This is a genomic window from Myxococcales bacterium (assembly GCA_016717005.1).
GTDB lineage: Bacteria > Myxococcota_A > Polyangia > Haliangiales > Haliangiaceae > UBA2376.
The window spans coordinates 492326-517047 of record JADJUF010000008.1 but is presented as its reverse complement, the minus strand read 5'-3'; the positions used below and the strand labels follow the sequence as shown (position 1 = coordinate 517047).

At 72.9% G+C, this 24722-nt stretch carries 19 protein-coding genes, 2 tRNA genes and 2 pseudogenes; 19 read left to right on the top strand and 4 right to left on the bottom strand.

Going from position 1 to position 24722, the window contains the following annotated elements; all coding sequences use genetic code 11:
- The 3 genes and pseudogenes from IPL61_11995 to hrpA all read right to left on the bottom strand — a co-directional run.
- The coding region (locus IPL61_11995) for a DUF3418 domain-containing protein (protein ID MBK9032026.1) at window positions 1-771 on the bottom strand (771 nt) is incomplete at its 3' end.
- A complete protein-coding gene (locus tag IPL61_11990) occupies window positions 684-1556 on the bottom strand; it encodes a DUF3418 domain-containing protein (protein MBK9032025.1) in 873 nt (290 codons plus the stop codon). The genes IPL61_11995 and IPL61_11990, both read right to left, overlap by 88 nt.
- Window positions 1505-3599: pseudogene (hrpA, locus tag IPL61_11985) on the bottom strand (ATP-dependent RNA helicase HrpA). The gene IPL61_11990 and the pseudogene hrpA overlap by 52 nt, the downstream one beginning before the upstream one ends.
- Window positions 3600-3725: 126 nt before the next feature.
- Here hrpA and thrS point away from each other — a divergent pair.
- The 18 genes and pseudogenes from thrS to IPL61_11895 all read left to right on the top strand — a co-directional run bounded on the left by thrS (window position 3726) and on the right by IPL61_11895 (window position 17119).
- Window positions 3726-5550: pseudogene (gene thrS / locus IPL61_11980) on the top strand (threonine--tRNA ligase).
- Window positions 5551-5673: 123 nt separating this feature from the next.
- Entirely contained in the window at window positions 5674-6420 is a 747-nt protein-coding gene (locus IPL61_11975) for a translation initiation factor IF-3 (protein MBK9032024.1), read from the top strand.
- 469 nt (window positions 6421-6889) lie between these two features.
- A complete protein-coding gene (gene rpmI, locus IPL61_11970; GenBank protein ID MBK9032023.1) occupies window positions 6890-7090 on the top strand; it encodes a 50S ribosomal protein L35 in 201 nt (66 codons plus the stop codon).
- Window positions 7091-7111: 21 nt separating this feature from the next.
- Entirely contained in the window at window positions 7112-7456 is a 345-nt protein-coding gene (rplT, locus tag IPL61_11965) for a 50S ribosomal protein L20 (protein ID MBK9032022.1), read from the top strand.
- Between the two features lie 94 nt (window positions 7457-7550).
- A complete protein-coding gene (pheS, locus tag IPL61_11960; protein MBK9032021.1) occupies window positions 7551-8594 on the top strand; it encodes a phenylalanine--tRNA ligase subunit alpha in 1044 nt (347 codons plus the stop codon).
- Between the two features lie 272 nt (window positions 8595-8866).
- On the top strand, window positions 8867-10417 hold the full coding sequence (gene pheT / locus IPL61_11955) for a phenylalanine--tRNA ligase subunit beta (protein ID MBK9032020.1): 1551 nt from the start codon (window positions 8867-8869) through the stop codon (window positions 10415-10417).
- 215 nt (window positions 10418-10632) lie between these two features.
- Window positions 10633-11310, top strand: a complete 678-nt coding sequence (locus IPL61_11950) for a hypothetical protein (GenBank protein MBK9032019.1) — start codon at window positions 10633-10635, stop codon at window positions 11308-11310.
- A 54-nt stretch (window positions 11311-11364) separates the two neighbouring features.
- Entirely contained in the window at window positions 11365-11667 is a 303-nt protein-coding gene (locus IPL61_11945; protein ID MBK9032018.1) for an integration host factor subunit alpha, read from the top strand.
- 67 nt (window positions 11668-11734) lie between these two features.
- Window positions 11735-11807 (top strand) — tRNA-OTHER (locus IPL61_11940).
- A gap of 80 nt (window positions 11808-11887) precedes the next feature.
- Window positions 11888-12634 (top strand): hypothetical protein, encoded by a 747-nt coding sequence (locus IPL61_11935; protein MBK9032017.1) that lies wholly within the window; start codon window positions 11888-11890, stop codon window positions 12632-12634.
- A 38-nt stretch (window positions 12635-12672) separates the two neighbouring features.
- Window positions 12673-13044 carry a hypothetical protein gene (locus IPL61_11930; GenBank protein MBK9032016.1) on the top strand — a complete coding sequence of 124 codons (372 nt, stop codon included), beginning with the start codon at window positions 12673-12675 and terminating at the stop codon, window positions 13042-13044.
- Window positions 13044-13463, top strand: a complete 420-nt coding sequence (locus IPL61_11925) for a hypothetical protein (protein MBK9032015.1) — start codon at window positions 13044-13046, stop codon at window positions 13461-13463. The genes IPL61_11930 and IPL61_11925 overlap by 1 nt, the downstream gene beginning before the upstream one ends.
- A gap of 129 nt (window positions 13464-13592) precedes the next feature.
- Entirely contained in the window at window positions 13593-14129 is a 537-nt protein-coding gene (locus tag IPL61_11920; GenBank protein MBK9032014.1) for a cytochrome-c peroxidase, read from the top strand.
- A 48-nt stretch (window positions 14130-14177) separates the two neighbouring features.
- Window positions 14178-14531: a hypothetical protein gene (locus IPL61_11915; GenBank protein MBK9032013.1), complete on the top strand. Its 354-nt coding sequence runs from the start codon at window positions 14178-14180 to the stop codon at window positions 14529-14531.
- A gap of 46 nt (window positions 14532-14577) precedes the next feature.
- A tRNA-Arg gene (locus IPL61_11910) sits at window positions 14578-14652 on the top strand.
- Between the two features lie 210 nt (window positions 14653-14862).
- Window positions 14863-15498 carry a protein kinase gene (locus IPL61_11905; protein ID MBK9032012.1) on the top strand — a complete coding sequence of 212 codons (636 nt, stop codon included), beginning with the start codon at window positions 14863-14865 and terminating at the stop codon, window positions 15496-15498.
- Between the two features lie 651 nt (window positions 15499-16149).
- On the top strand, window positions 16150-16692 hold the full coding sequence (locus IPL61_11900) for a hypothetical protein (GenBank protein MBK9032011.1): 543 nt from the start codon (window positions 16150-16152) through the stop codon (window positions 16690-16692).
- A complete protein-coding gene (locus IPL61_11895) occupies window positions 16640-17119 on the top strand; it encodes a hypothetical protein (protein MBK9032010.1) in 480 nt (159 codons plus the stop codon). The genes IPL61_11900 and IPL61_11895 overlap by 53 nt, the downstream gene beginning before the upstream one ends.
- A gap of 241 nt (window positions 17120-17360) precedes the next feature.
- On the opposite strand, the gene IPL61_11890 is transcribed toward IPL61_11895, so the two are convergent.
- Entirely contained in the window at window positions 17361-22355 is a 4995-nt protein-coding gene (locus tag IPL61_11890; GenBank protein ID MBK9032009.1) for an InlB B-repeat-containing protein, read from the bottom strand.
- Window positions 22356-22519: 164 nt separating this feature from the next.
- On the opposite strand from IPL61_11890, the gene IPL61_11885 reads away from it, so the two are divergent.
- Window positions 22520-24544, top strand: a complete 2025-nt coding sequence (locus tag IPL61_11885) for a protein kinase (GenBank protein MBK9032008.1) — start codon at window positions 22520-22522, stop codon at window positions 24542-24544.
- Window positions 24545-24722: the final 178 nt, after the last annotated feature.

The window sequence follows — 24722 nt, the reverse complement described above, 5'->3', positions numbered from 1 at the left end:
GCGCTGCCACAGCGGCGTCACCGGCGCGGCCTTGGCGTCGTCCTTGCGCGGGTCGTGGATCAGCCGCGGCAGGCGCACCTGGATCGCGCGCAGGTAGCGGACGATGTGCGCGAGCCGGCCCTCGGGCGTGACCCGCAGCAGATCGGGCGGGGCGAGGTGCGCGAGCTGGCTGCGCAGATCGTCGAGCGCGGCGCGCGGGTGGCCGGGGCGCGCGGCCAGGCCCTTGATCGCCGCGGCGGTCTTGTCGACCTCGGCGCTGACCTCGACCGCGGCCCGACCCAGCCGCACCAGCGTGGCCGCCAGCTCGCCGCGGCCCGCGCTCATGCGCGCGGTGAACTCGGCCTTGCGCCGCGGCAGCGGGTCGGCCGGCGTCAGGCCGAACGCGAGATCGAGCGCGCGCAGCGCCAGCTGCTGGCGCGGCGACGGCGCCCGCGGGGCCACCAGCGGCCCGCTCGCCAGCGCCGGCGGGAGCTGGTTCTCGAGCTTGGCCAGCGGCGTGCCGAGCTGGAGCAGCACGAGGCGGCGCAGGCCGTCGCGGGTGGCCGCGGCGGCGGCCTCGGCCGACTCGAGCAGGCGCAGGTCGACGGCGCGCTCGGCGTCGACCAGGGCCGGGTAGGCGAGCAGCGCGCGGCCGCCGACCGCGACCGTCACCGACGCCGGCAGCTCGTCGAAGTCCCAGGAGGTCAGGCCGGCGCGCTCGTGGCGCGCCCGCGGCGCCTTGGCCCACAGCTCGCGGGCGCGCTGGCCGAGGGCGCTGCAGCTCGGCCAGATCGCGGCCGGCCGCGAGCACCTTGTCGTGCTCGTCGACGACGCGGAACGACAGGCCCAGGTACGGCGGCACCGCGCGCTGGTCCCAGGCGTCGCGCGGCACCCGCTCGCCGGTGCGCTCGTAGATCGCGCGCTCGAGCGACGGCAGCAGCGGCCCGCCGAACGGCGGCAGCTCGACCGCGAGCGCGTGGGCCAGCTCCGGCAGCGGGAACAGCGCCTTGCGCACCGCCTTGGGCAGCCCGTCGAGCAGCGCCTCGATCAACGCCAGGTGCCAGGCCGGGATGGTCCAGGCCAGCACCTCGGGCTCGAGCTGCGGCAGGACGCCCAGCGGCACGGTCGGGGTCACGCCGTGGTCGTCCTCGGCCGGGTCGAACCGGTACGCCAGCGGCAGCGCGCGCCCCGCCGACGGTCAGCTCGTCGGGGTAGCGCTCCGGCCCGAGGGCGTCGGCCTCGTCCAGCAGCACGTCGTCCAGGGTGAGCATCAGCAGCCGAGGGTTCTCTGCCTCGGCCCTGCTGCGCCACTCCTCGAAGGTCTTGCCGCTGTACACGCCCTCGCCCACGCGCTGATCGAAGAAGCTCTCCAGCGCATGCTCGTCCACCACCAGATCGCTGCGCCGGGCCCGGGCCCGCAGCGCCTGGGCCTGCTCGGAGATCCGCCGGTTGTGCTCCAGGAAGGCGCGCGTGGTCTTGTACTCCCCGGGGCGGAGGGCGTGGCGGAGGAACAGCTTCCGCGAGGTCACCGGGATCGATGGGCCCGTAGTGGCCCTGCGGTCGCGGACGATGGGCAGGCCGAAGAGCGGCGGCGTGCTCCTTGGCCATGACCTGCGCCTGCTTGCTCCCCAGTGGGGGTGGCCGAGCTGCGCTTGCAGCGGGCCGGCGGCAGCGCTCCAGCCAGGCCGGGTCGACCTTGGCGACGTTGCGGGCGAAGAGCTGCGAGGTCTCGACCAGCTCCGCCGCCACGATCCAGGGCGGCGGCTTCTGGCCGAGGCCCGAGGACGGGTGGAGCATGAAGCGGATCTGCCGCGCCCCGGCGTAGGCCCGGGCCTCCGGGTTCCAGATGGCCGAGCTGGCTCAGCAGCCCCGGGAGCAGCGCCCGGTGGATCTGCTCGGCCTCGGCCGGCTGGTGGTTGGGCGCGAACCCCATCTCGGTGGCGACCTGGGCGAGCTGGTCGTGGATGTCCGCCCACTCGCGCATCCGGTTGGCCGAAAGGAAGTTGGTCGCGGCACAGCCGGGCCAGCTGGGTCTTGCTGGACCGGCCGGGCCGCCTGCCAGAAGCTCCCAGAGCCGCAGGAGCCGGCGGAAATCGCTGGCCTCGTCGCGGAACTTCGCTGGGCGTCGTCGGCCTTCTGCTGCGCGGAGAGGGGCCGCTCGCGCGGGTCCTGCAGGCCCAGCGCCGCGGCGATGATCAGCACCTCGCGCAGCGCCCGCTGATCGCGGCCGGCCAGGATCATCCGGCCCAGGCGCGGATCGATCGGGAACTTGCCGAGCTGCGCGCCGATCGGCGTCAGCGCGCCGCGGTCGTCGAGCGCGCCCAGCTCCTCGAGCACGCGGTAGCCCTCGTCGATCGCGCGCTTGCTGGGCGGATCGAGCAGCGGGTAGGACTCGACCGCGCCCAGGCCCAGCGCCTTCATGCGCAGGATCACGCCGGCCAGGCCGACCCGCTTGATCTCCGGGTCGGTGTAGGCCGGCCGGGGCCTTGAAGTCCTCCTCCTCGTAGAGCCGGAAGCAGACGCCGCTCTGCGGTGCGGCCGCAGCGCCCCTTCCGCTGCTCGGCGCTGGCCCGGGAGATCGGCTCGATCAGCAGCTGGGTCACGCCGGTGCGGACGCTGTAGCGGTTGACCCGCGCGACGCCAGGCGTCGACGACGTAGACGATGCCGGGGATCGTCAGCGAGGTCTCGGCGACGTTGGTCGCGAGCACGACCCGGCGCTCGGGCAGCGTCTTCCAGACCCGCTGTTGCTCGGCGGCCGCGAGGCGCGCGTAGAGCGGCAGGATCACCGTGTGCGGCAGCGCGCGCTCGGTCAGCGCGGCGACCGCCTCGCGGATCTCGCGCTCGCCCGGCAGGAACACGAGCACGTCGTTGCGCGGATCGAGCTCGGCGATCTCGTTGACGGTGTTGGCGACCGCGTCGACCAGGTCGTACTCGTCCTCGCGCTGCGGCCGGTAGAGCACGTCGACCGGGAAGGTCCGGCCCGACACCTCGAGCACCGGCGCGCCGTCGAAGAACGCCGCGAACCGCTCGGTCGCGAGCGTGGCCGAGCTGATGATCACGCGCAGGTCGGGCCGGCGCGGCAAGAGCTGCTTCACGTACCCCAGCAGGAAGTCGATGTTGAGGCTGCGCTCGTGGGCCTCGTCCAGGATCAGCGTGTCGTAGGAGCGCAGCAGCGGGTCCGCCTGGGTCTCCGCCAGCAGGATCCCGTCCGTCATGAACTTGACGTAGGTGTTGCGCTTCGTCTGCTCGTTGAAGCGGATCTTGTAGCCGACCTCCTCCCCGAGGTTCACGTCCAGCTCCTTGGCGACGCGGCTGGCGAGGCTGGTGGCGGCGAGGCGGCGAGGCTGCGTGCAGCCGATCAGCTTGTGGACGCCGCGGCCCATCGCCAGGCAGATTCTTGGGGATCTGCGTGCTCTTGCCCGGAGCCGGTCTCGCCGGCGACGATGATCACCTGGTGGGCGTCGATGGCGTTGACGAGATCGACCAGCCGGGCGGTGATCGGCAGCTCCGGCGGGAACGCGACCCGGGGGCTGAGCGTGAGCCCCGGCCGCAAGGTCGCGGCCGGCGCGGGCGCGGGCGCCGGCGGCGTGGGGGCAGGGGGCTGGGGCGGGCGGGCCATGGCGAGCCGCGCGGCGAGGGGCCCTGCTGGACGGCCCCGGGGAGTACCACCCCGGGTGCGCGCTGTCGCGGCCGGGCGCGCCGCCGCTTGTCGGCCCAGGCGAAACCCCTCATAGTCCCGGCCCGCATGTCCGCCGAGATCGATCCCGCCGCCGCCGCCGTCGACCAGGAGCTCCTCGCGGGGCTGGTCGGCGCCACCCCGACCTTGTCGCCGCTCGAGACGCTGCGCCACTCGACCGCGCACGTCATGGCCAAGGCGGTCCAGCGCCTGTTCCCCGGCACCAAGGTCACGATCGGCCCGTCGATCGACACGGGCTTCTACTACGACTTCGAGCGCGCGGCGCCGTTCTCCGAGGACGACCTCGCCAAGATCGAGGGCGAGATGGCCAGGATCGTCAAGGCCAACGAGCCGTTCGAGCGCCACGAGCTCGGGCGCGACGACGCCAAGGCCCGGTTCGCCGCGCTGGGCGAGACCTACAAGGTCGAGCTCATCGACTCGTTCCCGCCCGACGCGGTCGTCAGCTGCTACGACCGGCGACTGGTTCGACTTGTGCCGCGGCCCCCACGTCGCGCGCACCGGCGAGATCGGCGCGTTCAAGCTGCTCAGCGTCGCCGGCGCGTACTGGCGCGGCAACGAGAAGAACGCCCAGCTCCAGCGCATCTACGGCACCGCGTTCTCGACCAAGGCCGAGCTCGACGCCCACCTGGCGCTGCTCGAGGAGGCCAAGCGCCGCGATCACCGCCGGATCGGCAAGGACCTCGACCTGTTCTCGATCGACGAGACGATCGGCGCGGGCCTGGTGCTGTGGCACCCCAAGGGCGCGCGCATCCGCCACCTGATGGAGTCGTTCTGGCGCGAGGAGCACTTCGCCAACGGCTACGAGCTGGTCGGCTCGCCCCACATCGCCCGCGACGAGCTGTGGAAGCAGTCGGGCCACCTGTCGTTCTACAAGGAGAACATGTTCTCCGGCATGGACGTCGACGGTCAGGAGTACCTGGCCAAGCCGATGAACTGCCCGTTCCACTGCACGATGTTCAAGAAGGGCCTGCGCAGCTACCGCGAGCTGCCGCACCGCTGGGCCGAGCTGGGCACCGTCTACCGGTACGAGCGCTCGGGCGTCATGCACGGGCTCCTGCGCGTGCGCGGGTTCACGCAGGACGACGCGCACCTGTTCATGACCCGCGAGCAGCTCCCCGGCGAGCTGACCCGGGTCGTCAACTTCTGCCTGTACGTCCTGCGGACGTTCGGCTTCACCGACTTCAAGCTGTACCTGGCGACGCAGCCCAAGGACTCGGTCGGCGAGCCCGACCTGTGGCGCGTCGCCGAGGCGGCGCTGCTCGACGTGCTCAAGGCCTCGGGCCTGCCGTACGAGGTCGACCCCGGCGGCGGCGCGTTCTACGGCCCGAAGATCGACCTCAAGCTCCGGGACTGCCTGGGGCGCGAGTGGCAGTGCTCGACGGTGCAGGTCGACTTCAACCTGCCGGAGCGCTTCGATCTGCAGTACGTCGGGGCCGACGGCGCCAAGCACCGCATCGTCATGGTCCACCGGGCGCTGATGGGCTCGGTCGAGCGGTTCTTCGCGATCCTGACCGAGCACTACGCCGGCGCGTTCCCGGTGTGGCTGGCCCCGGTCCAGGCCCGGCTGATCTCGATCGGCGACCGCCAGACCGCGTACTGCGACGAGGTCGCGGCGCAGCTGACCGCGGCCGGGTTCCGGGTCGACACCCACACCGGCGGCGAGAAGCTGGGCCAGAAGATCCGGCAGGCCCAGCTCGAGAAGGTGCCGTTCATGCTCGTGTGCGGCGACAAGGAGGTCGAGGCCCGGGCGGTGGCGGTGCGGACCCGCGAGGGCGCCCAGCTGCCGGCCATGGCCATCGACGCCTTCATCGAGCACCTCCGGGCCGCCGCGGCCATCCCCCGTGGGGGGCTGCCGGCCCCCACCGCGGCGTGATCGCGGTGTCTGATCGTGATCCGGGCTAGACAAACGCCCGGCGAGTTGCGGTAGAACCGGTGCGCCGCGTCCGCGCGGTCCACGCCCTCCAAGGATTCCGATGACGTTTTCGAGTGTTTCTCCATGAACGGCCGACCCCCGGGTCGTGACGACCGCCGCCGCCCCCAGGGCGGCCTGCGCATCAATCACCGCATCCGCGTGCCCGAGGTCCGCGTCATCGTCGAAGACGGTGGCGAGCAGCTCGGGGTGCTGCCCACCCACGAGGCCGTGCGCCTCGCGGAGGAGAAGGGCCTCGACCTCGTCGAGATCTCGCCCCGCGCCTTCCCGCCGGTGTGCCGGATCATGGACTACGGCAAGTACAAGTACGAGCAGGCCAAGCAGAAGCAGAAGGCCAAGAAGCACGCCTCGACGGTCGAGATCAAAGAGATCAAGTTCCGCCCGAAGACCGAGGGCCACGACATGGACTTCAAGGTGAAGCATGTCCGGCGCTTCCTCGAGGCGGGCAACAAGGTCCGCCTGGCGGTCGTGTTCCGCGGCCGCGAGATCACGCACCCGCAGACCGGCAAGAACGTGCTCGACCGCGTGGTCGCGGCCACCGCCGATCTGGCCGGCGTCGAGGTCATCCCGAACATGGAAGGCCGGCGCATGATCATGATCATCGCGCCCAAGCCCAACGTGGTCCGCCGCGCCTCCGAGATCCGCAAGCAGCAGCTCGCGGCCATGCAAGCCAAGAAGGACGCGGCCAAGGCCGCGGGCCACGCGCCGCCGCCGGACGTCGAGGAGGACGAGGACGACGACCTCGACGCCATCAACGCCGACGTCGACGACTCGGACGACGACGACGAGGCCGAAGCGCCCGCCGAGGCCTGATCCACCAGGGTCGGCCTCTCCGGGCCCCGGCGTCGGAGCCGGTGTCGGAGCCGGCCTCGGAGCCGGTGTCGGCGTCGGAGCCGGTGCCGGTGTCGGAGCCGGTGTCGGAGCCGGTGTCGGAGCCGGAGCCGGAGCCGGTGTCGGAGCCGGTGTCGGAGTCGGAGCCGGTGTCGGAGCCGGTCTCGGTGCCGGAGCCGGTGTCGGCCCCGGTGTCGGAGCCGGTGTCGGAGCCGGTCTCGGTGCCGGTCTCGGATCCGGATCCGATCGCGGATCCGGACCCCGGTGACGGATCCAGCCCGGCGATCAGGTGCGAATCCGGTCGCATCCCGGGGCGCTTTCGGGCCCTTGTACAGCAGGGAGCGGGCGGGGCGGGCGGATCCCGGTTTTTGACGACACAAGAGACTTGTCAGCCACGGGCGGTTCGGGCATAAACCCGCTTCCGCCCAACCCGGGTGGAACCCCGGTAGCTATGCCCAAGATCAAGACGCACTCCGGTGCCAAGAAGCGGTTCAAGAAGACCGCCACCGGCAAGTTCAAGTTCGGCGGCACGTTCAAGCGCCACCTGTTGACCGGTCGGTCGCAGAAGCGCAAGCGTCAGGCCCGCAACGGCAAGTACATCGGCGCGAGCCAGCAGCATCAGATCGAAGCGATGCTGCCCTACGGCGCCTGAAACTCAGGATAGAGGTACGTCATGCCCCGCGCAAAACGTGGCTTCAAGGCCCGCCGTCGTCGTAACCGCATCCTGAAGGCTGCCTCGGGATTCCGCGGCAAGCGCTCCAGCTGCCACGCCGCTGCCAACGAGGCGGTCCAGCACGCATGGATGCACATGTACCGCTCGCGCAAGGTGCGCAAGCGGGACTTCCGGTCGCTCTGGATCACCCGCATCAACGCGGCGGCCCGGACGATCGGCATCAGCTACTCCAAGCTCCTCGGCTCGCTGCACAAGGCCAACATCGCGATCAATCGCAAGATGTTGTCGGAGATCGCGATCAGCGATCCCGCCGCCTTCCAGGCGATCGCCACCGCCGCCAAGTAGCCGGCCGGTCGCGCACCAAGCGCGCGTACTTCCGAGGCCGCCTATGCGGCCTCGACGTGTTTTCGGCGCCGGGCCCGGCCCGGCCGGAGGACCCATGACGACCGCACCCGCAACCGACGATCTCATCGCGCAGCTCGAGCGGCTCGCCGGCGAGTTCGCCACCGCGATCGCGCCGCTCGACGACGAGCAGGCCATGCGCGCGACCCAGGCCCAGTTCCTCGGCAAGAAGGGCCAGGTGTCCGCGGTGATGAAGGAGCTGGGCAAGCTGCCGCCCGGCGACCGTCCCCGGGTCGGCGAGGCCGCCAACCGGGTCAAGGACGCCATCGCCGCCGCGGTCGAGGCCCGGCTGGCCGCGTTGACCGCCGCCCGCCGCGCCGCCGATCTGGCGCGCACCGTCGACCTGACGCTGCCGGCGCGGCCGGTCGCCGCCGGTCGGCTGCACCTGCTGACGCAGGTCCGGCTCGAGCTGGTCGACATCTTCGCCGAGCTCGGCTTCGCGGTCGCCGAGGGCCCGCAGATCGAGACCGACTGGCACACCTTCGAGGCGCTCGCGATCCCCAAGGATCACCCCGCGCGCGACATGCAGGACACCTTCTACGTCGCCGACGAGATCGTGCTGCGCACGCACACCTCGCCCGTGCAGATCCGGACGATGCAGGGGCACCCGCCGCCGATCCGGATCGTCGCGCCGGGCGTGGTCTACCGCCGCGACGACGACGCCACCCACAGCCCGATGTTCAGCCAGATCGAGGGGCTCGTCGTCGATCGCGGCATCCGCTTCAGCGACCTCAAGGGCGTGCTCACCCACTTCGCCAACCGGTTCTTCGGCGGCGGCGGGCTCGAGGTGCGGTTCCGCCCCAGCTACTTCCCGTTCGTCGAGCCCGGCGTCGAGGTCGACTTCACGTGCGCGTTCTGCCGCGGCGCCGGCTGCCGGCTGTGCAAGGGCACCGGCTGGATCGAGATCGGCGGCGCCGGCATGGTCGACCCCGACGTGTTCGCCCAGGTCGGCATCGACGCCGAGGTCTATACCGGCTTCGCGTTCGGCATGGGCATCGAGCGCATGGCGATGCTTCGGCACAACGTCACCGACATCAAGCTGTACTACGAGGGCGATCTTCGGTTCCTGAGCCAGTTCTAGGGCTCCGGCTCCGGCTCGGGCTCCGGCTCCGGCTCCGGCTCCGGGCTCCGGCTCAGGTCCTCAGCTCCGGCTCCGGCTCCGGCTCGGCTCGGCTCGGCTCGGCTCCGGCTCCGGCTCCGGCTCGGTTCCGGTTCCGGCTCCGGTCCGGCTCCGGCTCCGGCTCCGGCTCCGGCTCCGGCTCCGGCTCCGGTTCCGGCTCCGGCTCCACGCTGCCCCGTCTCTCTCTCTCTCTCTCCATCTCTCCGTCTCTGTCTTCGATCCCGAGGTTTCTCATGAAGGTGCTCTGGTCCTGGCTGCTCGAGTTGTGTGATCTGCCGACGACGCCGACGGTGGAGGAGGGCGCGCGGGCGCTGACCGCGGGCGGCCTGGAGATCGAGGGCCTGACCGATCTGGGCTGTGGGTTCACCGGCGTCGTGGTCGCGCAGGTGGTCGCCAAGCGGCCGCACCCGCAGTCGACCGGGCTGACCCTGGTCGACGTCATCGTCGCGCCCGACGGGCCCGGCGACCCAGGTGGTGTGCGGCGCGCCCACGTGCCTGAGCCCGGGCGCAAGGTGCTGTGGGCGCCGCCGGGCGCGACCCTGCCGGGCGGCATGACCCTGGCCACCAAGGCGGTCAAGGGCGTCGACTCGCCCGGCATGCTGTGCGCCGAGGACGAGCTCGGGCTCGGCGACGATCACGACGGCATCATCGTGCTCGCGGCCGACGACGCCACGCCGCTCGGCGCCCCGGCGCAGCAGGCGCTGGGCGTCGACGACTGGCTGCTCGACGTCAACGTGCCGGCCAACCGCGGCGACTGCCTGGGCCACGAGGGCCTGGCCCGGGAGCTCGCCGCGCTCGTCGGCGGGCGCCTGCGCGTGCGCGACCTGTCGGCCGAGCTGGCCGCCCTGGCCAGCGACGTGCGCGCCGCCGATCTCATCGAGCTGGCGATCGACGACGCCGGGGCGTGCCCGCGGTACGTGGCGCGGATCGTCGACGGCGTGACCGTCGCGCCGTCGCCGCGTCGGTTCGCGGCCCGGCTGCGCGCGGTCGGCGTGCGCCCGATCTCGAACCTGGTCGACGTCACCAACTACGTGCTGTTCGAGCTGGGCCAGCCGCTGCACGCGTTCGACTGGCACACGCTCGCGGCGCCGCCGCGGATCGGCGTCCGGCGCGCCCACGCCGGCGAGCGCCTGACCACGCTCGACGGCAACGACCGCGCGCTGGTCGAGGGCGATCTGGTGATCACCGACGGCGCGGGGCCGGTGGCCCTGGCCGGCGTGATGGGCGGGCGCACCACCGAGGTCACCGCCGGCACCTCGCGCATCTTGCTCGAGAGCGCCAGCTTCGATCAGAAGGCGATCCGCCGCACCGCGCGGCGCCTGAACCTGCTGTCGGAGGCGTCGCAGCGGTTCGAGCGCGGCGTCGATCCGGCGCTGGCTGGCCGCGCGGCGGCGCGGGCCGCGGTGCTCCTGGCGCAGCTCGGCGGCGGCCGCATCGCGCTGGGCGAGGTCGATCACGATCGTCGTCCGCCGGCGCGCCCGCCGGTGCCGCTGCGCCTGGCCCGCGCGCAGGTGCTGACCGGCACCGCGCTCACCACCGCCTCGTGCGAGGACGCGCTGGCGCGGCTCGGCTGCGTCGCCACCGCCGACGGCGACGGCCGCTGGCTGGTGACCCCGCCCAGCGCGCGCGCGGATCTGACGCGCGAGGTCGATCTGATCGAGGACGTGCTGCGGGTGGTCGGCTACGGCCACGTACCGGCGACCTTGCCGGCGCTGACGTGGCGCCGCGCCGCTGGTCGCGACCACCGCCGATCGCGCGCCACGCGCTCGCCGGCGCCGGGCTGACCGAGGCCATCACCTTCGGCTTCCAGGCCCGGGCCCGGCTCGACGGCCTCGGGCTGCCGGCCGACGATCGTCGTGGCCCAGCCGATCGCCGTGTGCAACCCGATGTCGGCCGATCAAGCGATCATGCGCACCTCGCTGGTGCCCAACCTGCTCGCGGCGGTCGCGCGCAACGTCAGCTTCGGCCTGCCCGACGTGGCGCTGTTCGAGGTCGGTCGGTGTTCCTCCGAGCCGAGGGCCAGGCCGTCACCGGCGAGCCCACCGCGCTGGCCCACGAGCCGATCGCCGCGTGCGTGGTGCTGGCGGGATCGCGGCCGCGTCGGCTCGGCCCGGCCGAGCCCTGGGACGCGTTCGACGCCAAGGGCTTCGCGCTGACCCTGGTGCGCGCGCTCGGCGGCGGCGAGGCCACGGTGGCCGCGACGACCGCGGTCCCGTACCTGCACCCCGGCGTCGCTGCGGCGATCTCCGTCGGCGGGCGCGTGATCGGCTGCGTCGGCGAGGTCCACCCGGACGTCCGCGCCCACGTCGGCATCGACGCGCCGGTGTTCATCGCCGAGGTCGATCTCAGTGGTTTCGGCGAGCCGGGGCCCATCCAGATGCGCCCGGTGCCGCGGTTCCCGGCGTCGTCGCGCGACGTGTCGTTGCTCCTGCCCGAGGCGGTGCCGGCCGCCGAGGTCGAGCGCGCCATCGCGTCCGTCGCCGAGCCGCTGGTCGAGCGGGTCGCGTTGTCCGAGGAATATCGCGACGCTGCCAAGCTCGGCGCCGACGCCAAGAGCCAGCTGTGGTCGATCACCTACCGGGCCGCCGATCGCACGCTCACCGACGCTGAGATCGAGCGGGCCCACGAGGCGATCGTGGCCCGGCTGACCGAGGCGCTCCCGGCCCAGCGCAGATAGCGATCCCTGATCCTACGTCCCGCCAAGTCGTGATAATGTCTGACCTGGGCGCGCATGACCAAGGCCGACATCATCGAGGCCGTCTACGAGAAGGTCGGGGGGTTCTCCAAGAAGGAGGCCGCCGAGATCGTCGAGAGCGTGTTCAAGCAGATCAAGGACACGCTCAAGGACGGCGAGAAGATCAAGATCTCGGGCTTCGGCAACTTCATCGTGCGCGAGAAGAAGGCGCGCATCGGGCGCAACCCGCAGACCGGCGAGGAGATCACGATCTCCGCGCGCCGCGTGCTGACCTTCAAGCCTTCGCAGGTGTTGAAGGATGTGTTGAACGGCGGCAACCGCACCCCGACCCAGCAATAGGTCGGCGACTTCGCGGTCGCCGGGGCTTGCCTCGCTCGCGGGAGTGCAGTACGTAGGCCTCCCGAATCGGGGCGTAGCGCAGCCTGGTAGCGCACCAGACTGGGGTCTGGGGGTCGCAGGTTCAAATCCTGTCGCCCCGACGAGGGCGGGACGGTCGAGAGACCGTCCCGCAGTCTTTTTCGGCGCCGCGGCTCGCCCGGCGTGGCGCCAGGAGCCGAACGTGCGGCCGCTGATCCTGCTCACCAACGACGACGGAATCCACGCCCCGATGTTGACCGGCCTGGCCGATCGCCTCGCGGCCTTCGCCGACGTGCTGGTCGTGGCTCCCCGAGCGGCCGCGCTCGGCGGCGTCGCACGCGATCACGCTGCACAAGCCGGTGCGCGCGCGCGAGCTCATGCCCGGGCGCTGGTCGCTGTCGGGCACCCCGGCCGACTGCGTCTACGTCGGGCTCCTGCGCCTGGCGCCGCGGCCGCCGGACATCGTCGTCTCGGGCCCCAACGACGGCTACAACCTCGGCAGCGACGTCTACTACTCCGGACCGTCGCCGGGGCGGTCGAGGGCGCGCTGCGCGGTCATCGCGGGGTGGCGCTGTCGATGGCGCCGCGGGCGTCGACGCTGGCGACCGCGCTCGAGTTCGCGGCCGGGCTGGTCGCGGCGGCGCTGGTCGACCTGGCGCCGGGCGAGGTCGTCAATGTCAACATCCCGGGCGCTGGCGAGCGCCGCTACGCGTGGACCACGCTCGGCAAGCGCCGCTACCAGAACGACGTGACCGAGCGCGAGGATCCGTACGGGCGCCCGTACTACTGGATCGGCGGCGGCTCGCTCGGGCACGAGGACGTGCCGGGCTCGGACTGCAACGCGATCGCCGACGGCCTGGCGAGCGTCACGCCGCTGCAGATCGACTGGAGCCACCGGGCGCGGGTCGCGACGCCGCCGTTCGTGATCGCGGGATTCGACCCGGCGTGATCGTGGCGGCGGCCAGGCGCGAGCGGTAGATTCCAGCCGTGAAGCTGGTCGCCGTCGCGCTCGCGCTGTCGCTGGGGGTGGTCGCGTGCGGGTGCAAGGGCGGCTCGGCGACCAAGCCCGGCCCGGGGACCGGCACCGGCACCGGCACGCCCACCGGCACCGGTGGCGACCCAGCGGCCTGCGACGGCATCGCCGCCCACGTCACCGAGCTGTACCAGGCCGCGGCCGAGCGCACCAAGATGACCGAGGCCGAGGTCGCCGACAACGTCGCGATGGTCCTGGCCGAGTGCAAGACCTCGGCGGATCGCGTGGTCGCGTGCGTGACCAAGGCCACCGCGGTGACCCAGCTCGAGAGCTCGTGCCTGGCGCCGCTCGACGACGAGGGCAGCGAGGGCGAGCGCTTCCGCTGATGATCCGCGTCTCGAGCGTCATCGTCATCGCGCTGGCCGTCGCCGCCTGCGGCGGCTCGCACCCCGCGCCGTCGTCTCCCGACGAGCCCGCCCCGCCGCCCGATCGACGCACCGAGCTCGAGCGCCGGCGCGACGCGGCGTGCGAGGCGCTGGGGCCGCGCATGACCGACTGCGCGATCGCCGACGCGCGGGCGACGATGTCGCCCGAGGAGCTGGCCAAGCTCGAGATCGAGTCGACGGCGCCGGTCCACACCAAGAAGTTCGTCGAGTCGTGCCAGGCCCAGTCGCTGTCGTCGCGCCAGGTCCGGGTCTACGAGGTGCCTGCGCGAGGAGCAGGAGTGCGACCCGCTGATCGCGTGCCTCGACAACGCCCGGCCAGATGCCGCGACGCCGTGATGTCGCCGGCGCGGGTTCGGTAGTAGCCTCCGGCCATGCGCACCCGTCCTGCTTGGACTCGATCGGGCGCCGGTACCGGTTCGGCGCCCGCGCCCAAGCCGCCGCCGCCGCCGCCGCCGTCCGCGCGCCCGTCGCAGGGCACGCTCGTGGCGATGCCGCCGCTGGCCGCCTCGACCGATCCGCAGAACGCCGCCAAGGTCACGCTCGGCAACGCGCTGTTCTTCGACAAGCGCCTGTCGGTCGACGGGTCGCGCGCCTGCTACTCGTGTCACATGAACGAGAACGGCACCGGCGGCGCGCTGCCGCTGGCGCTCGGCGCCGGCGACAAGCCGCTGACCCGGCACTCGCCGACCCTGTGGAACGTCGGCTACTACGACGGCGCGTTCTACTGGGACGGTCGGGCCGAGACCCTCGAGGCCCAGGCCAAGGGCGCGTGGGCCGGCGGCAACATGGGCGTCGGCGAGGACAAGCTCGAGGCCAAGGCCGCCGAGCTGGCCAAGATCCCCGGCTACGCCGCGATGTGGAAGGACGCGTTCGGCCCCGGGCCGGCCACGGCCGCGCAGGTGACCGAGGCGCTGTCGGCGTACGAGCGCACGATCCTGGCACCGCGACGCCGTACGACAAGTTCGCCGGCGGCGACAAGGCCGCGCTCACCGAGGGCCAGCAGCGCGGGCTCGACGTGTTCATGAGCAAGGGCCTGTACCGCGTGCCACACGCCGCCGCACTTCTCGGCCGCGATGATGACCAAGGGCGGCGTGTTCTGGAACGCCGGCATCGGCTTCGCCGGCAAGGACCTCGCCGCGGTCGACGTCGGCCGCAAGAAGGTCACCGGCAAGGACACCGACTTCGGTCGTTCAAGGTGCCGTCGCTGCGCGGCATCGGCGCCAGCGCGCCGTACTTCCACGACGGCTCCGGTGGCGTCGCTCGAGGACGCCGTCAAGTACATGGCGTCGGCCGCGACCCCGAACCCGAACCTGTCGCCGCTGTTCAACGACAAGGGCCTGACCCCGGCCGAGGTCACCGACCTCGTCGACTTCCTCGGCAACGGCCTGGCGTGCCCCGGCGGCCTCACCGAGCCCAAGCTGCCCTGACCGACGCGGTTGCGTCGCCGCCACGGTCGCGTATCGTGGCGGGCACGGTCCCTTAGCTCAGGTGGATCAGAGCGGCGGTTTCCTAAACCGCAGGCCGCAGGTTCGAGCCCTGCAGGGATCACGTAGTTGGCGGTCGGGCGGTCGCGGCGACGGGCTGGGGCGCCAGTTGCAGTCGGGGGGCGGCCCTGGCAAGATCGGCAGACCGTGATCGGAGAAACCGTCGGTAGCTACCGCGTCACCGCCAAGCTCGCGGAGGGCGGTATGGGGGCGGTCTACCGCGCCGAGCACCCGTTGCTCGGCAAGGCGGCGGCGGTCAAGGTGCTGCTGCGAGCTGTCGAACAACCGCGAGATCGTCGACCGGTTCTTCAACGAGGCGCGCTCGGCGACGTCGATTCGACACCCGGGCATCGTCGAGATCTTCGACTTCGGGTACCTGCCGTCGGGCATGGCGTTCATCGTCATGGAGCTGCTCGACGGCGAGCCGCTGTCGAAGGTGCTCGTGGCGCGTGGGCGCCTGACCGAGCACGAGGCGCTGGTCTACACCCGCGGCATCGCCAGCGCGCTGTCGGCGGCGCACGCGCTGGGCATCGTCCACCGCGATCTCCAAGCCCGACAACATCTTCCTGGTGCGCGACCCCGACATGGTCGGCGGCCTGCGCCCGAAGATCCTCGACTTCGGCATCGCCAAGGTGGCCGAGGCCCAGCGGGTCGGCGGCTCGTCGAAGACCCGGACCGGCGCGGTGCTGGGCACGCCGACGACACGGCCCGGAGCAGTGCCGCGGCACCGGCGACATCGACCACCGGTCGGATCTGTACTCGGTCGGCTGCATCCTCTACGAGATGCTGGTCGGTCGCCCGCCGTTCTCGTCCGAGGGCATCGGCGAGGTGCTGGGCATGCACCTGTACATGGCGCCGGTGCCGCCGTCGGAGACCGGCGTCGTCGTCAGCGCCGCGGCCGAGAACCTGATCCTCTCGCTCTTGCAGAAGAAGCCCGAGGATCGCGTGCAGTCGGCCGCCGATCTGGCGCGCCTGCTCGGCCAGGGCTCGATGCCAGCGATCTCGCACTCGGGCGCGCAGACCGTGGCGGGCATGGGCATGCACACGCCGCCGCCGCCGCTGTTGACCCCGGTGCCGCGCCAGACCGGCGGCGTCCTGGCGCGCAACACCGGCGGGGGGCTCGCGAGCGCGCCGACGACGCTGTCGTCGGCCGCGGGCTCGACCGGCGCCGGGATGGGCCCCGGCATGACCGGCCCCGGCATGACCGGCGGCTACGCCGAGCCCAAGAAGTCGCGCGGGCTCCTGTTCGCCGGCCTGGGCGTGGTCGTGGCCGGCGGCGCGATCGCCGCGATCCTGCTGGCGGGCGGCGGTGGCAACCCGTCGCCATCCGAGGCGGCGTCGACGACGCCCCCGCCGGTGACCGTCGACGCCGGGGTCGAGCTCGACGCGGCCCCCATCGACGCGGCGGTCGAGGAACCGCCGATCGACGCGGCGCCACCGCCGGTCGACGCTGCGATCGACGCGCGCAAGCGTCGCACACCACGAGGGAACACCAATGGTCACTCCACTCCGGGCTCGGGCAGTTCGGTCGATCGCGGCGACTAGCGCCATCGTCATCGGCTTGACGGGCACGGCGCTGGCGCAGAACGCCGACGCCGAGGTCCTGTTCAACGAGGCGGTCCAGCTCGAGACCGAGGGCAAGGTGCCCGAGGCCTGCAACGCGTTCGAGGCCTCGAACCGCATCGAGCCGCGCGCGGGCACGCTCATCCGCCTGGGCCAGTGCCGCGAGAAGCAGGGGCTGATGGTCTCGGCGTGGTCGGCGTACAAGGACTCGCTGACGCGCGTGAAGGATCCGAAGAAGCGGAAGCTGGCGCAGGATCGCGTCAACGCGCTCGAGCCGACGCTGTCGTACCTGACGGTGTCAGTGCCCGACGACGTGCGCGTCGACGGCCTGGTGGTCACGCGCAACGGGTCGCGCTGGACCAGGTGCTGTGGAACCGCTCGGTCCCGGTCGACGGCGGCGCCTACACGATCGCCGGCACCGCGCCCGGGCACGAGACCTGGCAGACCACCTCGAGGTCGCCGCCACCGGCGACAAGGCCTCGGTCGAGGTGCCGCGGTTCAAGGCGATCAAGACGCTGGTCGTCCCGCCGCCCAGCGGTGACGGCGGCGGCGGCGGCGGCGGCATCAAGCCACCCGACCCCGATCCGCAGCCGATCGAGGGTGGCGGGGCACCGTCGATGTTCACCGGCAAGCGCAAGATCGCGCTGGGCCTCGCTGGCGTCGGCGTCGCGGCGATCGGCGCCGGCGTCGGCCTCGGGCTGTCGGCCAAGGGCCTCGAGGACGACGCCTTCGCGCTGTGCCCGGATCCCAACATGCCCTGCGCCGATGCCGCCGAAGCGCAGGACCTCGTCGACCGCGGGTCGCAGCGCGCGCTCTTCGCCAACATCGCCTACGGCGTCGGCGGCGCGGCGATCGTCGGCGCCGCGGTGCTGTGGTTCACCGGCGCGCCGACCAAGGCCGACCGGGTCGCGGTCGCGCCGCGGCTCGGCGCCGGCTTCACCGGCGTCACGGTCCGCGTCGGGTTCTGAATCCTCAGCGCTGAGGTCCGCCGCTCAGGCGGATCCGTCGGGTGCTGGCGCGGTGGGGCCTTTGTGTGCCTGCTGGCCAGCGCTGGCCGCCGAGGTCGCCCGCCGGCGCGCGGGCCGCCGCGTGCCCCTCACCGTCGCGTGGACGGCGCCGGTCGGTGTGGTCGCCGCCGGCGCGCGGGACGCCGCGGTGCCTTGGTTCGCGACTCCGAGCCCCTCGCGGCGGACCTCCAGCCGGCGCGAGTCAGTCGCGCGGCGTCTGCGCGCGGGTCGCCATCTGTAGCGCGCCGCGGAGCCAGCGCGGCACGAGCGCGGGGCCAACGTTCGTCGCTGTGCGCGGCGCGACGCGCGCGATCGCGCACTGCATGAACTGGGGACAGAACTGCGCCTCGATGACGACGTCGCTGTCCATCGTGCAATCAGCCGTCGGCGAGCCGGGCGGGCCGGTCGTGCAGTTGCCGCTCTGCAGGAAGAAGCCGCCGAACGTGTTGTTGGGATCGGCCGTGGCGAAGAGCTGGACCGCGGTCCCGGCGGTGAAGGTCGCGGTGCAGTTGAAGGCCACGGTCGGGCTGCAGCTGACCCCGGCGGGGTTGGACGAGACGTACCCGGTCCCGTTGGCGTAGTTGCCGACCGTCAAGGTGTACGTGATCAGGTTGAAGCGCGCGGTGACGCTCCGCGCGGCGGTCATCGACACGGTGCACGGTCCGGATCCAGTGCACGCGCCGCTCCAGCCGACGAACACCGAGGAGGCGTCGGGCACCACGCTCAAGATCACGTTCGTGCCCGAGGCGTAGGCGGCCGAGCACGAGGCGCCGCAGTTGATGCCGGGCGGCGACGCGAACACCGTGCCCGAGCCGCCGCCGATCTTGGTGACGGTGAGCGTGTACGTGGTGATCGCGAACGTCGCGGTCACGCTCCGCGCCGCGGTCATGGACACCGTGCAGGTGCCGGTGCCCGTGCAGGCGCCGGTCCAGCCGGTGAACGTCGAGGCGCCCGACGGCGTGGCGGTGAGCACGACCGAGGTGTTGTAGTTGTACGTGGCCGAGCAGGCGGCGCCGCAGTTGATGCCGGCGGGCGCTGAGGTGACCGTGCCGGTGCCGGTGCCGTTGGTCGTGACGGTCAGCGTGTAGGTGTTGATCGTGAAGTTGGCGGTGACGGACTGGGCGGCGGTCATGGCCACGGTGCAGGTGCCGGTGCCGGAGCAGCCGGCGCCGCTCCAGCCGCTGAAGGTCGAGCCGGCCGAGGGCGTGGCGGTGAGCACGACCGAGGTGCCGTAGCCGTAGCTGGCGGAGCAGGTGGTGCCGCAGGAGATGCCAGCGGGGGCCGAGGACACGCTGCCCGAGCCGGTGCCGCCGAGGGCGACCGAGAGCGTGTAGGTGTTGAGCGTGAAGGTGGCGGTGACGCTGCGGGCGGCGGTCATCGTGACGGCGCAGGTGCCGGTGCCGGTGCAGGCGCCGCTCCAGCCGGTGAAGGTCGAGCCGACGGCGGGGGAGGCGGTGAGCGTGACCGAGGTGTTGTAGTTGTAGCTGGCCGAGCAGGCGGCGCCGCAGCTGATGCCGGTCGGCGCCGAGGTGACGGTGCCGGTGCCGCTGCCGGTCTTGCTGACCGTCAGCGTGTAGGTCGCGATCGCGAAGGTGGCGGTGACCGCGGTGGTGCCGGTCATCGGGACGACGCAGGTGCCGGTCCCCGAGCAGGCGCCGCTCCAGCCCGAGAACGTCGAGCCGGCGTCGGGGGAGGCGGTGAGCGTGACGCTGGTGCCGTGGCCGTAGGTGGCGGAGCACGACGTGCCGCAGTTGATGCCAGCGGGCGCCGAGGTGACCGAGCCCGAGCCGGACGAGGCGCCGATCGTGACCGAGAGCGTGTACGTGTTGAGCGTGAACGACGCGGTGACGGTCGTGGCGGAGGTCATCGTGACGGCGCAGGTGCCGGTGCCCGAGCAGCCGCCGCCGCTCCAGCCCGAGAACGTCGAGCCGGCCGACGGCGTCGCGGTGAGCGTGACGGTCGAGCCGTGGCTGATCGACTGGGTGCAGGTGGTGCCGCAGTTGATGCCGGCCGGCGACGAGGTGACGGTGCCGGCGCCGGTCCCGCTCTTGCTGACGGTGAGCGTGTAGGCGTTGAGCGTGAACGTCGCGGTGACGGTGGTGGCGGCGGTGACCGTGACGACGCACGAGCCGGTGCCGGTGCAGCCACCGCCGCTCCAGCCGGCGAAGGTCGAGCCGGCCGAGGGTGAGGCCGACAGCGTCAGCGCGGTGCCGTGGCCGACGACCTCGGTGCAGTCGACGCCGCAGTTGATGCCGGCCGGCGCCGACGTGACCGTGCCTGCGCCGGTGCCGCTCTTCGCGACCGTCAGCGTGTAGGTGTTGAGCGTGAAGGTCGCCGTGACGCTGGCGGCGGCGGTCATCGCGACGCTGCAGGTGCCGGTGCCGGTGCAGGCGCCGCTCCAGCCGGTGAAGGTCGAGCCGGCGCTCGGCGCCGCGGTCAGCACGACCGAGGTGCCGTGGCCGAACGTGGTCGAGCAGGTGGCGCCGCAGCTGATGCCGGCGGGCGACGACGTGACGGTGCCAGCGCCGGTGCCGGCCTTGGTGACCGCGAGCGTGTACGTGTTGAGCGTGAAGGTCGCGGTGACCGTGGTCGCGGCGGTGACCGTGACGGTGCAGGTGCCGGTGCCGGTGCAGCCGCCGCCGCTCCAGCTGGTGAAGGTCGAGCCGGCGACCGGCGTCGCGGTGAGCGTGACCATCGTGCCGTGGCCGATGACCTCGGTGCAGTCGGCGCCGCAGGCGATGCCGGCCGGCGACGACGTGACGGTGCCGGCGCCGGTGCCGGCCTTGGTGACCGCCAGCGTGTACGTGTTGAGCGTGAACGTCGCGGTGACGGTGATCGCCGCGGTGATCGTGACCGCGCAGGTGCCGGTGCCGGAGCAGCCGCCGCCGCTCCAGCCGGTGAAGGTCGAGCCGGCGGTCGCCGCCGCGGTGAGCGTGACGACCGTGCCGTTGGTGTAGGGCTCGGTGCAGTCGCTGCCGCAGTTGATGCCGGCCGGGGCCGAGGTGACCGTGCCAGCGCCGGTGCCGGCCTTGGCGACCGACAGCGCGTAGGGCGCGAGGGTGAACGTCGCGGTGACCGTCGTCGCGGCGGTGACCGTGACGACGCAGCTGCCAGTGCCCGAGCAGCCGCCGCCGCTCCAGCCGCCGAAGATCGAGCCGGCGCTCGGCGTGGCGGTGAGGGTCAGCACGGTGCCGTAGTTGACGGTCTCGGTGCAGTCGGCGCCGCAGTTGATGCCCGCCGGCGACGAGGTGACCGTGCCGGCGCCGGTGCCGGTCCTGGTCACCGTCAGCGTGACGGTGTCGATCGTGAAGGTCGCGGTGACCGCGGTCGCGGCGGTGACCGTGAGCGCGCAGGTGCCGGTGCCGCTGCAGCCGCCGCCGCTCCAGCCGGTGAAGGTCGAGCCCGCGGCGGGGGCCGCCGTGAGCGTGACCATCGTGTTGTGGCCGAAGTCCTGGCCGCAGTCGGCGCCGCAGTTGATGCCGGCCGGCGATGACGTCACGGTGCCCGCGCCGGTGCCGGCCTTGGTGACCGTGACCGGGTAGGTGTTCAGCGTGAAGGTCGCGGTGACCGTCTGCGCCATGCTCATCGTGACCATGCAGGTGCCGGTGCCGGCGCAGCCGCCGCCGCTCCAGCCGGCGAAGGTGGTACCGACGTCGGCGGTGGCCGTGAGCGTCACGCCGGTGCCGACGGTGTAGGCCTCGCTGCAGTCGGCGCCGCAGGTGACGCCGGCCGGGGCCGACGTGACCGTGCCGGTGCCGGTGCCGGACTTGGCGACCGTGAGCGTCACGGTCATCGCGGTGAACGTCGCGGTGACCGTCGTGGCGGCGGTCATCGTCACGACGCAGCCGCCGGTGCCGCTGCAGCCCGCGCCGCTCCAGCCCATGAACGTCGAGCCGGCGCTCGGCGCCGCGGTGAGCATGACCATCGTGCCCTGGGCGTAGTCCTCGACGCAGTCGGCGCCGCAGTTGATGCCCGCGGGGACCGAGGAGACGGTGCCGGAGCCGGCGCCCGTGCGCGTCACGGTCAGCGTGTGCAAGATCGGCGTGAAGGTGGCGGTGACCGTGGTCGCCGCGGCCATCGTCACGGCGCAGGTGCTGGTGCCGGTGCAGCCGCCGCCGCTCCAGCCGGCGAACAGCGAGCCGGCGGTCGGCGACGCGGTCAAGGTCACCAGCGTCCCGGCGTCGTACTGCGACGCGCAGGTGGCGCCGCAGTTGATCCCGGTCGGCGCTGACGTGACGGTGCCGGCGCCGAGGCCGGCCTTGTTGACCGTGAGCGTGTACTGGCGCAGCGTGAAGGTCGCGGTCACCAGCGTCGCGCCGTTGACGACGACGACGCAGGTGCCGGTGCCCGAGCAGCCGCCGCCGCTCCAGCCGGCGAAGGTCGAGTCCGCGGCCGGGGTCGCGGTCAGGGTCACCGAGGTGGCGGGCGCGTAGGTCTCGGAGCAGTCAGCGCCGCAGTTGATGCCGGTCGGGTTCGACGTGACCGTGCCGGAGCCGGAGCCGGCCTTGGTGACCTCGAGCGACTGGTTGAGCGCGAACGTCGCGGTGACCGTGGCGGGCCCGGTGATCGTGGTCGTGCACGAGCCGGTGCCGCTGCACGCGGACCCGCCGCCCGCGACCGTCCACCCGACGAACAGCGAGTTGGCGCCCGTCGACGCGGTCAGCGACAGCTGGGTGCCGTGCGGGACCATCGCGGTGCACGTGCCCGGGCAGTTGATGCCGGCGCTGGCGCCGGCGACCGTGCCGGTGCCGGAGCCGCCGAGGTCGATGGTCACCGGGTACTCGGCGATGTCGAAGGTGGCGGTGACCGTGGTCGCCGCGGTGACCGTGACCGTGCAGGTGGGGTCGGTGCCGGTGCAGCCGCCGCCGGCCCAGCCCATGAACTCGGCGCCGGTGTCGGCCGTGGCGGTCAGGGTCACCATCGTGTCGAGGGCGAACGCCTCGGAGCAGTCGGCGCCACAGCTGATGCCGCCGGGGTTCGACGTCACCGAGCCGGTCGAGGTGCCGTCGCGGACGATCGTCAGGACGGCGGTGCCGGGCGGCGCGTCGATGTCGTCGGCGTCGGGGCCGCCGCCGTCGTCCTGGGCGGCGTCGACGATCGGGGTGAAGGTCGCGTCGACGGCGCAGCCGGCGAACAGCGACAGGCCGAGCAGCGTGACGACGGCGATGCGCGCGAGGCGACGGAGAGTGGGCTGCATGCGCGAGTCCTCGTGAATGGTCCCCACGGCGAGCGCAGGAAGACCTGCACGCCCCCTGGATCAAGCCATCGTGGCACGGCCCCCGGGCGTCGGTAAACAGGGGCATGGGCGGTTCCGGGGCGATCTATCGGTCGCGCCGATGTCGACGCGCTACGATGATCGCCATGGCGGCCGACTCGCTCGGGCAGGAGCCGACGGTGCTGGCGAGCGGCGTGCCGCTGGTCGACGGCGAGGTGATCGCTGCGGGCACGCACGCGGGTGACTACGTGATCGAACGCACGATCGGCGCCGGCGGCATGGGCGAGGTCTACGCCGGCCGCCATCCGGTGATCGGCAAGCGTGTGGCGATCAAGGTGCTGCGCCGCGACCTGGCCAGCCGCCCCGAGTCGGCCGAGCGGTTCCTGCGCGAGGCCCGGGCGGTCAACCAGGTCGATCACCCCAACGTCGTCGACGTGTTCGCGCTCGGCCGCCTGGCCGACGGCCGGCTGTACCTGGTGATGGATCTGCTCGACGGCGAGTCGCTGCGTGCGACCCTGGCGGCGGGCGCGCTGCCAGCGGCCCGGGCGCTGGTGATCCTCGAGCAGGTCGCCGCCGCGCTCGACGCGGCGCACGACAAGGGCGTGATCCACCGCGACCTCAAGCCCGACAACATCGTGCTCACCGGGCCCAGCGATCGTCCCACGGCCCACGTGCTCGACTTCGGGATCGCCAAGCTGGTGGCTGACGCCCAGGGTGACGCGGTCGCGACCTTGACCGGGCAGGGGGCGTGGCTGGGCACGCCGGCGTACATGGCGCCCGAGCAGTGGACCGCGGACGGCGCGACGGCGGCCTCGGACCGGTACGCGCTGGGCGTGCTGGCGTTCGAGCTGATCACCGGCAAGGCGCCGTTTCACGCGCCGAGCCTGCCGGCGATGATGGAGCAGCACTTCCGCGCGGCGGTGCCGTCGGTCACCACCGCGGCCGGCGCGGCGTTGCCGGCCGGGCTCGATCGCGTGTTCGCGCGGGCGCTGGCCAAGGAGCCGAGCGCGCGGCCCGCGAGCGCGCGGCTCCTGGTCGAGGAGCTCGCGGCCGCGCTGGCCGGGCGCGGCGTCGTCGCGAGCCGCGGGCGCGCGCGCTGGATCGGCGGCGCCGGCGCGGCGGTGCTGCTCGCGGGCGGCGCGGTGCTGGTGCTCGGGCGCGACGCGGCGCGACCACCGGGCGGCGCGCCGGCGCCCGCGCCGAAGCCGGTGATCACGGCTGGCGTCGCGATCGTGACCTCCCCCGCGGGGGCGATCGTCACCCGCGGCGGGCAGCGGGTCGGCGAGACCCCGGTGACCGTGCCGGCGGCGACCGGCGAGACCGTGGCGATCGAGCTGTCGCTGCCGGGCTACGTGGCGGTGGCGCGCCAGCTCACCGTCGGAGATGGCCCGGCCGAGCTGCGGGTCGACCTGGCCCGCGCGAGCGGCTTCGACGGCGTGTGGCGCCTGCCCGAGGGTGAGCTCCGCGCGTTCGAGCGTCGCGACGATCAGGTCGCGGGCTTCCGGCTCCGCGCGCCCGGCGATCCGCGGGAGTTCCTGCGGTTCTTCACGTTCGCGCCGGCGCGCCCGGGCGCGGTCGCGTTCACCGCCACCGAGCCGTTCGTGGTCGAGGAGGCGCCCGACGAGCCGTCGTGCAACATCCCGCTGCGCGCCGAGTACGTCTATCGCCCGGCCGACGATCAGCTCGAGGTGCGCCGCGAGCGCGCGAAATACACAGTGGCGGGTGGCCGCTGCACGCTCGAGGCGACCGCCTGGTCCGAGCCTCGGCCGCTGGTCCGGATCGCCGCGGCCTCGACCGACGGGGCCTGGGCCGAGTCGCGCGCCGGTGCGGCGGCGCCGGTCGCGGCGGTCGTCATCGGCGGGGACCAGGCCGGCAACGGAGACAGCGCGAACCGTCCGCCGAGCGTCGGCGACGCCAAGCCCGCACCGAAACCGCAACGCAAGCCGGTGGTCAGCGCGGCGGCCCGCGGCAAGCCGACGGCGATCAAGCCAGAGCCCAACCAGGCGAAGGCAAATGTGCCCACGTCGGTCGCGCCATTGCAGGCGCCGAGTCAGGCCCAGCCGCCCGCGCCGCAGGATGACAACAACATCCAGGGCGACGGACCGATCCAGGCCCAGGTGCCTGCGCAGATGCCGGACCCCGAGCAGAAGCAAGCGCCCGTTCGGAAGTAGACCCGGAACCGGAGTCGGAACCGGAGTCGGAACCGGAGTCGGAGCCGGAGTCGGAACCGGAGTCGGAGCCGGAGCCGGAGCCGGAGCCGGAGCCGGAACCGGAGCCGGAACCGGAGCCGGAACCGGAGTCGGAACCGGAGCCGGAGCCGGAACCGGAGCCGGAACCCAAGGCCGGAAC